Raw genomic sequence first — 12171 nt, 5'->3', positions numbered from 1 at the left:
GCGCGCCGCGGTTTTGCTAGATTGGTGATCTGGCGGAGTTGGCGGATGAAGCAGCTGAGTTTTTCGGACGCGGAGTACGGCGGCAAGCGCAAGCGCACGCGGCGCGAGGTATTTCTGGCGGAGATGCATCGGGCGGTGCCGTGGTCCCAACTGGAGGGGCTGATCGCGCCCCACTACCCGAAGGCCGGTGGCGGGCGTCGGCCGTATCCCCTGGCGACGATGCTGCGGATCCACTGTCTTCAGCAGTGGTACGGGCTGAGCGACCCGGCGATGGAGGAGGAACTCTACGAGATCGCCTCGATGCGGCAGTTCGCGGGGTTGTCGCTGGCCCGTGGCATGGTGCCGGACGAGACGACGATCCTGAACTTCCGCCATCTGCTCAGGCGGCGGGCCTGTTGCTGCGGCAGGGCACGATCGTCGATGCGACGATCATCGCGGCCCCGAGTTCGACCAAGAACAGCACGGGCCAGCGCGACCCGGAGATGCACCTCGATGCCGAGAGCAGCCTGGTGCACAGCGTGATCGGCACAGCGGCCAACGTCGCCGATGTGACGCAGGCGCATGAGCTGCTGCATGGCCGCGAGACGGTGGCGTTCGGCGATGCCGGCTACGTCGGCGTCGAGCAACGGCCCGAGCGCGAACGGCGGGTCGAGTGGCAGGTGGCGATGAGGCCGGGCAAGCGCCGGGCGCTGGGCGATACGGCCGCGGGTCGGCTGCGTGAACGGATCGAACGGCTGAAGGCGCAGGTGCGCGCCCGGGGCGAGCACGCCTTCCGGGTAATCAAGCGCCAGTTCGGCTACGTCAAAGTCCGCTACCGTGGCCTGACCAAGAACACCGCCCAGCTGCACACGCTGTTTGCGCTGGCGAATATCTGGATGGTGCGCCGGCAGCTGCTCGCTACAGGATAGCTGCGCCCGAAGAGTGGCGAGACAGCGAGAACGCCGGCACCTCACCGCAAATACCGAGCCTTCTGCGCCCATTCGTGACGGCTTCCGACGGAAAAGAGCCGACTACGAGACCAAGGACCGGCGACACCGTTATTGCGTGACTTGGTCAGACCTTCCCTAGAGCCGGATGATTTTGAGTTCGACTGAGAGCTGCTCGCTGTTCTGAGGTTTGGCTCGCCCGAAATTTCTTTTTCGGGCCGGTGTAAATTTCCCGCGGGCCGATCCTCGATTTCCGGGCAAAACGCGCCCGCACCCCTCCACGGCCGCAAATTTCGGGCTCGCTCCGAGTTCATTATGGGCAATGGAACGGTCGATTTGCCTGTGTTGCCTCAGGATGCGCGCGTTCCATTGCCCATAATAGGTGTTCGACGCGCCGTGATGCAGGGTGGCGCGCATGATGATGCGCCACGTTACGACCAGTCTCGAAGCGGCCGCCCGTTGCCTACGCGCGGCCGCGGCGGGACTTTGGATAGAGTGTTTTTTCAGGGGCCCCCGGGGGTCGGTGGATTCGTGGACTCCGGGCCGAAAACGCCGATGCCATCGGCATCGAACCGGTCCACACGAATGTGGACTCTTGCGGACTCTCGTGGACTCCCGGCCGGCAGGTCGGCGCGACGAACGGAGTTTAACTCATCGCGCGCTAGGCGCCGGCGCGGCGGGATTCTTCCTCGGCGCGGGCTTCGATCGCTTCCATGTCGTCGTCGCTCAGGCCGAAGTGATGGCCGATCTCGTGGATCAGCACGTGGCGCACGATGTGCGGCAAATCCTCGTCCGATTCGCACCAGTAGTCGAGGATCGGACGACGATAGAGGAAGATGCGGTCGATGTCGTTGGCAATGTGGCCGGCGCCGCGCTCCATCATCGACACGCCCTGATAGAGGCCGAGCAGGTCGAACGGAGTCTCGAGCTCCATCGCCTTCTCGACCTCGTCCGACGGGAAGTCGTCGACCTGGATGCGCACGTTGCCGACGTGCCTGCGGAACTCCTCCGGAATCGTCGCAAGCGCCTCGGCGGCGATCGCCTCGAGGTCCTCGAGACTCGGCGCCTTGACGAAGCAGGGCGTGGAGCGCGGGTTGGTGAAGACCGGCATGACTCTCCCATATATCAGCGCGCCGCCCTCGCCAAGCTCCGCTGCGGCGGTTTGTGCACCGTCTTTCGGCCACGATCTTGCATGGTCGCGTTCCGGAACGAACCGCTCTAAGCTCGACTCGGAATGCTGCGCTTCCTCATTCGGCGCCTGGTGGTCGCCCTGCTCGTCGCCGCGACGGTCATGACGCTCGCCTTCGTCATGACTCGCCTGTCGGGCGATCTCGCCATCTCGATCGCCGGCCCCAACGCGACGCAGGACGACATCGCGGCCGTGCGCAAGGCCTACGGCCTCGACCGTCCGGTGCTCACCCAGTTCTTCGATTGGGTCGGCCGCGCCAGCATGGGCGACCTCGGCGACAGCTTCTTCTTCAAGCGGCGGGTGTCCGAGCTGATCGGCGAGCGCATGCCGGTGACGCTGGCGCTCGGCCTCACCGGCCTGGTGATCGCGCTGCTGGTCTCGCTGCCGCTCGGCATCCTGGCGGCAGTCAGGGAGAACACGCCGCTCGACCGCTTCGTGCAGGTCGTGGCCCTGCTCGGCCAGGCGATGCCGTCCTTCTGGCTCGGCCTGCTGCTGATGATCGTGTTCGGCCTGCAGCTCGGCTGGCTGCCGATCTCGGGCACCGACTCGTGGCAGAGCTTCATCATGCCGGGCGTGGTGCTGGCCTTCTCCGCCATCCCCGCCCTCACCCGGCTGACCCGCGCCGGCATGATCCAGGCGATGGCCAGCGACTATATCCGCACCGCCCGTGCCAAGGGCCTGTCGCGGGCCTCGATCCTGCTGAAGCACGCGCTGCGCAACGCGGCGATCCCGGTGGTGGCGATCGCCGCGGTCCAGCTCGGCTTCATGCTGGGCGGCTCGATCGTGATCGAGCAGGTCTTCGCGCTGCACGGCGTCGGCTTCCTCGCCTGGGAGAGCATCGCCAAGAACGACTTCCCGGTGGTCCAGGCGGTCGTGCTGGTGCTGGCGGTGATCTATGTCGGCCTGACCATGCTGGCCGACATGCTGAACGCCGTCCTCGATCCGCGGCTGCGCGGCGCATGAAGCGCGGCTGGCGGAACATCGGCACCTGGGTCGGTGCCGTCATCGTGGGCATCGCCGCCTTCTGCGCGCTGTTCGCGCCCCTGCTGGTGCCGCACGACCCGTTCGCCCAGGATCTCGGCAAGCGCCTGCTGGTGCCGTTCTGGATGGAAGGCACCGATCCCAGCCATCTCCTCGGCACCGACCAGCTCGGCCGCGACTATCTCTCGCGGCTGATCTACGGCTGCCGCATCTCGATGATGATCGGCGTCACCGTGACCATCGTCTCCGGAATCATCGGCATCACCATCGGGGTGCTGGGCGGCTTCATGGGCGGCCGGGTCGACGACGTGGTCCTGTTTGCGGTGACCACACGGCTGTCGCTGCCGGTCGTGCTGGTGGCGCTGGCGGTGGTCGGCCTGCTCGGCAGCTCGATGACCATCCTGATGTTCACCCTGGGCCTGCTGCTGTGGGAGCGCTTCGCCGTGGTCGCGCGCTCGACCACCATGCAGGTTCGCAATCTCGACTTCGTCGCCGCCGCGTGGTGCGCCGGCTGCTCGCGCTTCCGCATCCTGGCCGGCGAGGTGCTGCCCAACATCGCGAGCCATCTCGTGGTCGTGGCGACCCTGGAGATCGCGCTCGCCATCCTGCTCGAGGCCGCTCTCTCCTTCCTCGGCCTCGGCGTGCCGCCGCCGCTGCCGTCGTGGGGCCTGATGATCGCCGAGGCCAAGGATTACATGTTCTTCAGCCCGTGGGTGATCGTGATCCCGGGCATCGCCCTGTTCGTGCTGGTGCTCGGCATCAATCTGCTGGGCGACGGGCTGCGCGACCTGTTCGGCGCGAGGTCCGACGCATGAGCCTGCTCGAGGTCGACAAGCTCGAGGTCAGCTTCGGCCGGACCGCCGCGGTGCGCGGCGCGTCGTTCACCGTCGAGCCCGGTGAGACCCATTGCCTGGTGGGCGAATCGGGCTGCGGCAAGTCGGTGACGGCTTTGTCGGTCATGAACCTGCTGGTGCGCAGCGCCGACCGCCGCGCCCAACGGCTCGCCTTCCAGGGCGAGGACCTGCTCGAGCTCTCCGACAAGGGCATGGCGCGGCTGCGCGGCAACGCCATGGCGATGATCTTCCAGGAGCCGATGACCAGCCTCAACCCGGCCTACACGGTCGGCTCGCAGATGACCGAGGTGCTGCGCCGCCACAAGGGCACCGGCCAGCGCGCCGCCACCGATCGCGCCGCCGACCTGCTGGCGCGGGTCGGCATCACCGCGCCGGGCATGCGGCTCGGCCAGTTCCCGCACCAGCTCTCGGGCGGCCTGCGCCAGCGCGTGATGATCGCCATGGCGCTGATGTGCGATCCGCAGCTCCTGATCGCCGACGAGCCGACCACGGCGCTCGACGTCACCGTGCAGGCGCAGATCCTGCGGCTGCTCGCCGGCCTGCAGCGCGACCTCGGCCTCGGCCTGCTGCTGATCACCCACGATCTCGGCATCGTCGCGCGGGTCGCGACGCGGGTATCGGTGATGTATGCCGGCGAGGTCGTCGAGAGCGCACCGACCGCCGAGCTGTTCGCCAACCCCAGGCATCCCTACACCCAGGGCCTGCTGCGCTGCGTGCCGGTGCCCGGCAAGATCCAGCGCGACCAGCCGCTCGGCGCGATCCGCGGGACGGTGCCGCGCGTCGGCCCGGGCTTCGAGGGCTGCGCCTTCCGCGAGCGCTGCGACTTCGCCGACGAGACCTGTAGCCACGCGATCCCGCGGCACCAGGCCGGCGTGACCCACGACTTCCTCTGCCGGCTGCCCGCATGACTGCCCCCACATGACTGCTATCGAGGTCCGCAACGCCCGCAAGACCTTCAAGGCCGGCAAGCGCACGGTTGTGGCGGTCGACGATGTGAGCTTCAGCGTGCGCGAAGGCGGCGTGCTGGGCATCGTGGGCGAATCGGGCTGCGGCAAGTCCACCCTGGCGCGCCTGATCCTGGGCCTGCTGCCCGCCGACTCCGGCGAGATCGCGATCGACGGCCGTCGGCTGGTCGATCTCGATCGCAAGGCGCGGGCACGGCTGATCCAACCGGTGTTCCAGGATCCGTTCGCCTCGCTCAATCCCTTGGCGCGGGTGCGCGACATCGTCGCCATGCCGCTCCGGGCGCAGGCCAGCTTCTCCAAATCGGAGGTCGCGAAGACCGTCGAGGAGATGCTGACGCGCGTCGGCCTCAGCCGCGAGATGGGCGGCCGCCTGCCGGCCGAGCTGTCGGGCGGCCAGCGCCAGCGCGTCGCCATCGCGCGCGCGCTGGTGCTGCGGCCGCGCATCGTGGTGTGCGACGAGCCGACCTCGGCGCTCGACGTCTCGGTGCAGGCGCAGATCCTGAACCTGTTGTCCGAGCTGCGGCGCGATCTCGGCCTCACCTATCTCTTCATCAGCCACAATCTCGCGGTGGTCGAGCACGTCGCGAGCGAGGTCGCGGTGATGTATCTCGGCCGCCTGGTCGAGCGCGAGCCGACCGAGATGCTGTTCGCCCGGCCCGAGCACCCCTACACCAAGGCGCTGCTCGCCTCGGTGCTGACGCCCGAGCCCGGGCTCGGCGTGCCCGATGTCGGGCTGGGCGACACCCTGCCCGACCCGGCCAACATCCCGCCGGGCTGCCGCTTCCACCCGCGCTGCCCGATCGCCGAGCCGCGCTGCGCAACCACCACGCCAGCGGTGAAGCCGCGGCCCGAGGGCGGTGTGGAGTGCCTGCTGGCATGACGGACAAACTCGATATCGCGATCGTCGGCGCCGGCATGGGCGGGCTCGCCGCCGCGGCGGCGCTGCGCAAGGTCGGCCATTCCGTGACGCTCTACGAGCAGGCGCGGCAGTTCACCCGGCTCGGCGCCGGCATCCAGATCGGCTGCAACGCCATGCACGTCCTGCGCGGGCTGGGACTCGAGGGCCGGCTGCGCGCCGACACCTTCTATCCACGCTCGTGGAACAACCGCGACTGGGAGAGCGGCGAGGTGCTGTTCGACATCCTGTTCGGCGCCGACGCCGAGCAGACCTATGGCGCACCGTATCTCCTCGCGCACCGCGGCGACCTGCATGCGGCTCTGGCCAGCGCGGTGCCGCCGGAGATCGTGAAGCTCGACCATCGCCTGACCGGCATCGATCAGACTGGGGGCGGCGGCGTGCGCCTCACCTTCGACAACGGCCATGTCGCCGAGGCCGACGCCGCGATCGGCGCCGACGGCGTGCATTCGGCGGTGAAGACGGCGCTGTTCGGCGAGGACGAGCCCAACTTCACCGGCCGCATCGCCTATCGCACGGTGTTCCCGGTCGAGCGCCTGAAGGGCGTCGACGTGCTGAACTGCACCAAGTGGTGGGGCGAGGACCGCCACGTCGTGATCTATCCGGTCAAGCCCGACCGTTCGGAGATCTATTTCGTCACCAGCCAGCCCGAGCCCGGCTTCAACCTCGAATCCTGGTCGGCGACCGGCGACGTCAAGGTGCTGCGCGAGGCCTTCGAGGCGTTCCATCCCGAGGCGCGCGCCGTGATCGAGGCCGCGCCCGACGTGCACAAGCGGCCGCTGGTCGACCGCGATCCGCTGGCGCGCTGGATCGACGGAAGGGTGGCGCTGCTGGGCGACGCCAGCCATCCGATGACGCCCTACATGGCGCAGGGCGCGGCGATGGCGATCGAGGACGGCGCGATCCTGGCGCGCTGCCTGGAAGGCCTCGATCGCGACGGCGTCGAGGCCGGGCTGCGCCGCTACGAGGCGACGCGCAAGGAGCGCACCGCCCGGATGCAGTTCACCTCGCGCCAGAACGTCTGGGGCAAGGGCGTCACCGACGTCGACTGGGTCTACGGCTACAACGCCTGGGAAGCGCCGCTCGCCTCATAACTTCCTCCCCTTCGCGGATTCCGCGAAGGGGAGGTGCCCGCGTCATACGCGGGCGGAGGGGTCGAGGGCACCGCGACTGACGCTCATGACCCCTCCGCCCCGCTGTGAGCGGGGCACCTCCCCAGCTTCGCCAGGGAGGAAAGCTATTTCCACTTCGCCATGTAGAAGCGCGGCAGCTCGTCGGCGAAGGTCTTCATGTCCAGCGCCTTGGCGAAGGCGTAGGTGTTCACGTAGGTGTTGATCGGCAGCCAGTAGGCCTTCTCGGTCGCGATCTTGACCGCCGCCGAATAGGCCTTGGCGCGCACCGCCTTGTCGGAGGTGTTGCCGCCCTCGGCGATCAGCTTCTCGAGCTCGGGATCCTTGGAATAGTTGTTGAGCGCGCCGGCGCCGAACATCACCGGCAGGATCGCCGACACGTCGTTGACCGAGTAGCTGCCCCAGCTCCCCATGTAGAGCGGCGCCTCGCCCTTCTCCGCTTTCTGGATCGCCGGCGCCACCTGGAGCTGGTTGATCCTGGCGCGGATGCCGACCGCCTGAAGGTAGTTCTGCACCGCCGCCGGCCACGAGGTCGGCTGCACGTAGGTCAGCATCTCGATGTCGAAGCCATTGGGATAGCCCGCCTCGGCCAGCAGCTCCTTGGCCTTCTTGGGATCGTAGTCGTACTTCACCGCCGCGTTGGCGTCGCAGCCGAACTGGCTGGGGAAGCACGGCGCCGGCGGCACGCGGCTGCCGCCGCCGACCAGCTTGTCGGCGAATTCCTGGCGGTTGACCGCGTGCCAGATCGCCTGGCGCACCTTGAGCTTGGACAGCGGATTGTCGGCGCCCGAGCGGCCGGCAGCGTCGATCGACAGGTAGCCGACGCGCATCGATTCCTGCCGCACCGCCTGCAGGTAGGGCACCTTGTTGATGCTATCGCGCTGGTCGGGATTGATGTTCCAGATCCAGTCGGTCTTCTGGGCCAGCAGCTCCGTTACCTCGGTCGCGAGGTCGGGCACGAAGCGGACATGCAGGTTCTTGATGGTCGCGGTCTTCGGGGAACCCTTCCAGTAGTCGGCGAACTTCTCGTAGACGACTTCCTTGCCCTGGTCGTTCTTGACGATCTTGTAGGGGCCAGCGCCGACCGGCGCCTTGGCGAAGCCCTCGGGCCCGACCTTCTCGCGATAGGCCTTGGGATGGATCGGGCAGACCATCGTCAGGTATTCGAGCGCCGCCGGCGTCGGCTTTTTCATCTTGATCGAGACCGCGTAGTCGCCGGTCTTCTCGACCTTGTCGATCCAGGCGTAGTTCGACGGCGTCGCGACCTTGCTCTCGGGATTGGCCGCCATGTTGAGGGTGTAGGCCACGTCCTCGGCGGTGAGCGGGCTGCCGTCGTGGAACTTCACGCCCTCGCGGATCTTGAGGTCGAGCGAGTTGTCCTCGGCGAAGCGCCATTCGGTCGCCAGCAGCGGCTTGCTCTCGAAGGTCTCGGGATCGCGATGGACCAGCATGTCCCAGGCGTGATGGGCGAGGATCAAACCGGTGCGCTGGGAGTTGAAATACATGTCGACGTTGGGCACCGCGTCGACGAACTGGATGCGCAGCGTGTCGGCGGCTTTCTGGGCGCGCGCCGAGGCGGGCAGCGCCGCGGCAGCGGCGGTGGAGAGAAGCGCGGAACGGCGGGTGATTTTCACGAAAGCCTCCTGTTACGGGGGAAGCCTAGGCTCCCGCGGCGCAATCAGGCAAGCTTGGTGCCATAACCATGGAGGACCGCATGACGGCCAAGCTTTCCGGCAAGGCACGCAGCGATGCGCTGGCGACGCTCGAGGGATGGAGCGAGGTCTCGGGCCGCGACGCCATCCAGAAGAGTTTCAAGTTCGCCGACTTCACCCAGGCGTGGGGCTTCATGACGCGGGTCGCGCTGGCGGCCGAGAAGGCCGACCACCATCCCGAATGGTCGAACGTCTACAACAAGATCGAGATCGTGCTGTCGACCCACGATGCCGGCGGCTTGAGCGACAAGGACGTGGCGCTGGCCCGTTTCATCGACGGCCTGGTCCCGTAACCCACAGGGAACATTGTCACGGGCCCTCCGTTGTATCGGTCACGACGGAGGCCGACATGGACATCCCGACCGGCACACTCGACAAGTTTCATCTGGGCGTCAGCGCCGACGGCCAGACCTGCATGATGGTGTTTGTCGACGAGGACCAACGCACCATCCGTTGTGTCGCCGACTTCTCCGAGTTCAACGCCTTCATCGCCAACCTCAATCGCGCCGCCGCGGAAATGTCGCGCCGCCGCCACGACGAGGGTAACGACCAGGGTACGGTCTGCGGCACGATGAATGTCGCCTTCGCCGAGTTCCAGCTCAGCCCGACCGACGAATACATCGAAGGCGCGCTGGTCGGCGATGCGGGCCAGATCGTCGGCATCCGCATGGCGCCCGAGGTCGCCTGCCAGCTCACCAAGGCGATGCTGATGACTGCACCCGCTGCCAGCCGCTGCTAGATCGAGGAAACACCCAAGACAAAGAGAAACGCCTCCGGAAACCGGAGGCGTTCTTTTGCTGGGCGCGCGCCGCTCCAGCGGCGCGTCTTCTCATGCTCTTTTGGACCGCGAGCTTCCAGCTCGCTCACGAGCGCGCAGGCTGCGCGCGGTCCGGAAGATCATGACGCGCCATTGGAGTGGCGCCCCCAGCTACCGGCTGAGACCCGCCTGCTTGTAGTAGGCCAGCACCCCGGGAAGCAGCATCGATGGGGCCGCCGCCACGAGCGTGTTCTTCGCCGTCGTCTCAGCGAGCTGCGCCGAGGGGGTCGCCTCCGCCTGATGCAACGCTTTCGCGAGCCGCATCGCCACCGCGTCGTCGAAGCCGGGCCGCGCCATCACGAAGCTCCACGAGCCGACCGACGGGATCGCCGCCGCCTGGCCGGGATAGCCGCCCGCCGGCTGGCTGATCGGCTTCAGGAATGCGTGCTTGGCGAGCACGCGCTGGATCTCCTCGGCACTCGGCGCGACGAAGCGGCCGCCCTTTTCCATCACCGTCTTGAAACCCGGCCAGCCGGCGCCGCCGCCCCACAGCGCCGCGACGCGGCCGTCGAGCACCATCGCCGGCCCGTCGCCGGCGCGCTCGAGATAGACCGGCTGGAAGTCCTTGGTCGCGTCGAGCCCCAGCCCGTCCATCACATAGCGGCCGAGGATCACCAGGCCCGAGCCCGACGCGCCCCAGGCGATCGCCTTGCCCTTGAGATCGGCGATCGATCTGTACGGGCTGTCGGCACGGACGACGAACAGCCCGGCCGTCGGGTACATCGCCGTCAGCACCTTGAGGTCGGCCGGCGGCCGCCCGATGCCGCTCAGCGACTCGTGCACGACCTCGCCCTGCACCAGCGCGATGTCGAGGGTGCCCGCCTCGAGCCGCGGCACGTTCTCGGTGCTGCCTTTGGTGTTGATCGCCTCGATCTCCAGCGCCGGATCCTGCGCCTTGATCGCGGCGATGAACGCCTCGCCATAGACCGGGAAGCCGCCGCCGGGCGTGGCGGTGCCGAGACGGACCTTCACCGGCTGCCCCGCCGGCTGACTTCTGGCCGGCGCTGCCGCAAGGGCCGTCGCGGCGAGTACAACCGTACGTCGTATGAGCGCCATGGCACTTCAGCCCCTCCCGGATTGCAGATCGGCGCACGGTATGCGCGCGTGCTAGGCTCAGTATGCGTAACTGTAAGGGAGAAGGCCATGCCCGACCGTCCTGAACTGATGGCCATCGGCGATTCGATCTACAACGGCACGCGATCGCTGACCACCAATGCCGAGCTGGCCCGTCTGTCCGTTCCCGCCCAGGTAGCGCGCGCCTTCGGCTGGGACTTCAAGGTGCCGGCCTATCCGTTCGACGTGCTGTTCAACCTCGAAGCGCTGTTCCGCGCCCACGCCTTCGACATCGACACCCTGAAGATGGCGGTGATCGCCAATGCCCAGCGCTGGCTCGAGATGGACTCGTGGGCCGACACCGACGGCTTCGACAACCTGGCGATCGCCCAGACCACGATCGGCGACCAGTCGCGCCTCACCTATCTCAACCACGTCGCGCAGATCGCGCCGCTGATCGACCGGGTGCGTAGCGGCTCGAGCATCGACTTCGGCGCGGTCGTGGCGCTCTATCTCGCGATCAACACCGCCTTCGTGCTCAATCCCAGCCACAAGCCCGACGGCAAATGGGCCGACAAGACGCCGCTCGAGATCGTCGCCGAGCGGCGGCCCAGGCGGCTGCTGGTCAATGTCGGCGCCAACGACGGGCTGTGGACGGTCTGCCTGGAGGCGATCAAGACCGACTTCGATCCGGCGCGGATCGCCGGCGACATGCACGATCTCGGCGTGCGCCTCGCCGAGATGAAGGCGGCGGGGCAGGTCGACCGGATCTATTTCAACCTGATGCCCAAGGCGAGCTGCATCGCCAACCTGATGCCGCGGCGCGACCCCGACCGGCCGCCCGGCGGCAGCGGCTACTATCCCGAATATCTCGGCCGGCTCGGCCAGCTCGGCGGCCTGACGTCGGGCGACATGCAGGCGATCGACCAGGAGCTGGTGGCGCTGAACCACCGCATCCGCGACGACTTCGCGGAGCTGTTTCCCGACGGCGGCATCGCTTTCATCGACAGCTACGCGCTGCTGGCGGAGCGCGACGACAAGCACTTCCGCGACAGCAAGCCGATCTGGATCCACAACTGGCGGATCAACAACGTGCCCTTGCAGGGCTTCAGCCACAAAGGCGGCCTGTTCGGCCTCGACAACCTGCATCCCACGACGGTGGGCTACGCCGCCTTCGCCCAGGCGGTGTGCGCGCAGATCGTGGCGGTCGAGGGGCTGAAGCCGGTGAAGCCGATCGACTTCACCGCGGCGTTCGATGCCGATTCGCTGCTCGCCGACGTGCCGCCGCTGCTCGACGTCGAGAACCTGCTGATCGACCTCGTCGTGGCGTTCGTCCGGCTGGCCTCGTCGTCGGCGCCGACAGCCTAGAGCATATTCCGTTCGGCTGGAATCAGCCGAACGGAATATGCCTGCTGCAACAACAACCCCCGTGCGCGCATTTCCGGGCAGATGGAACCGCGAGCGGTTCCATCTGCCCGGAATCGCTCTAGCAGACTGCTGAAGAACTCCTCACTGCGGAGTTTTTGGCCTTGGCGGGGCCCGATCACTGGAAAGTCTGGCGGCGTCAGGTGATCTGTCGATCCGTGGGAGCCGGGTCAGGCGGCCGTGAGCTTGGGGATTCGAACCAG

Annotated in this window: 12 protein-coding genes and 1 pseudogene; 9 read left to right on the top strand and 4 right to left on the bottom strand. The window is 67.6% G+C overall.

What is annotated here, in order from left to right; genetic code table 11:
* Positions 1 to 45 precede the first annotated feature (45 nt).
* Positions 46 to 908 (top strand): annotated as a pseudogene (locus J0J01_RS03555) (IS5 family transposase).
* Positions 909 to 1064: 156 nt separating this feature from the next.
* Here the strand turns inward: J0J01_RS03555 and J0J01_RS03550 are convergent.
* Both J0J01_RS03550 and J0J01_RS03545 read right to left on the bottom strand, forming a co-directional pair.
* Positions 1065 to 1343, bottom strand: coding sequence for a hypothetical protein (locus J0J01_RS03550; protein WP_296378810.1), 279 nt, complete (start codon positions 1341 to 1343; stop codon positions 1065 to 1067).
* 244 nt (positions 1344 to 1587) lie between these two features.
* Entirely contained in the window at positions 1588 to 2037 is a 450-nt protein-coding gene (locus J0J01_RS03545; RefSeq protein WP_296378809.1) for a metallopeptidase family protein, read from the bottom strand.
* 123 nt (positions 2038 to 2160) lie between these two features.
* Here J0J01_RS03545 and J0J01_RS03540 point away from each other — a divergent pair, with 123 nt between their 5' ends.
* From J0J01_RS03540 to J0J01_RS03520, 5 genes are read left to right on the top strand one after another with little or no spacing between them, the layout of a single operon-like run.
* Entirely contained in the window at positions 2161 to 3078 is a 918-nt protein-coding gene (locus J0J01_RS03540; protein ID WP_296378808.1) for an ABC transporter permease, read from the top strand.
* Entirely contained in the window at positions 3075 to 3911 is an 837-nt protein-coding gene (locus J0J01_RS03535) for an ABC transporter permease (RefSeq protein ID WP_296378806.1), read from the top strand. Before J0J01_RS03540 ends, J0J01_RS03535 begins: the two co-directional genes overlap by 4 nt.
* A complete protein-coding gene (locus J0J01_RS03530; RefSeq protein WP_296378805.1) occupies positions 3908 to 4858 on the top strand; it encodes an ABC transporter ATP-binding protein in 951 nt (316 codons plus the stop codon). Before J0J01_RS03535 ends, J0J01_RS03530 begins: the two co-directional genes overlap by 4 nt.
* A gap of 10 nt (positions 4859 to 4868) precedes the next feature.
* Complete coding sequence (locus J0J01_RS03525) at positions 4869 to 5795, top strand: ABC transporter ATP-binding protein (protein WP_296378804.1); 927 nt, start codon at positions 4869 to 4871, stop codon at positions 5793 to 5795.
* Positions 5792 to 6925, top strand: coding sequence for an FAD-dependent monooxygenase (locus tag J0J01_RS03520; RefSeq protein ID WP_296378803.1), 1134 nt, complete (start codon positions 5792 to 5794; stop codon positions 6923 to 6925). Before J0J01_RS03525 ends, J0J01_RS03520 begins: the two co-directional genes overlap by 4 nt.
* A gap of 143 nt (positions 6926 to 7068) precedes the next feature.
* Here J0J01_RS03520 and J0J01_RS03515 read toward each other — a convergent pair whose 3' ends face one another.
* Positions 7069 to 8595: an ABC transporter substrate-binding protein gene (locus J0J01_RS03515; RefSeq protein ID WP_296378802.1), complete on the bottom strand. Its 1527-nt coding sequence runs from the start codon at positions 8593 to 8595 to the stop codon at positions 7069 to 7071.
* Between the two features lie 80 nt (positions 8596 to 8675).
* On the opposite strand from J0J01_RS03515, the gene J0J01_RS03510 reads away from it, so the two are divergent.
* Together J0J01_RS03510 and J0J01_RS03505 are read left to right on the top strand one after the other, a co-directional pair.
* Complete coding sequence (locus J0J01_RS03510; RefSeq protein ID WP_296378801.1) at positions 8676 to 8966, top strand: 4a-hydroxytetrahydrobiopterin dehydratase; 291 nt, start codon at positions 8676 to 8678, stop codon at positions 8964 to 8966.
* A 56-nt stretch (positions 8967 to 9022) separates the two neighbouring features.
* Positions 9023 to 9412 (top strand): hypothetical protein, encoded by a 390-nt coding sequence (locus tag J0J01_RS03505; RefSeq protein WP_296378800.1) that lies wholly within the window; start codon positions 9023 to 9025, stop codon positions 9410 to 9412.
* A gap of 189 nt (positions 9413 to 9601) precedes the next feature.
* Here J0J01_RS03505 and J0J01_RS03500 read toward each other — a convergent pair whose 3' ends face one another.
* Positions 9602 to 10546, bottom strand: coding sequence for a TAXI family TRAP transporter solute-binding subunit (locus J0J01_RS03500; RefSeq protein ID WP_296378799.1), 945 nt, complete (start codon positions 10544 to 10546; stop codon positions 9602 to 9604).
* Between the two features lie 87 nt (positions 10547 to 10633).
* Between J0J01_RS03500 and J0J01_RS03495 the strand changes: the two genes are divergently transcribed.
* Positions 10634 to 11911: an SGNH/GDSL hydrolase family protein gene (locus J0J01_RS03495; protein WP_296378798.1), complete on the top strand. Its 1278-nt coding sequence runs from the start codon at positions 10634 to 10636 to the stop codon at positions 11909 to 11911.
* Positions 11912 to 12171: the final 260 nt, after the last annotated feature.

The organism is Reyranella sp. (genome assembly GCF_017305915.1).
Classification (GTDB): Bacteria; Pseudomonadota; Alphaproteobacteria; order Reyranellales; family Reyranellaceae; genus Reyranella.
Note: the sequence above shows the minus strand (reverse complement) of the source record. Positions and strands in the feature narration are given on the sequence as shown.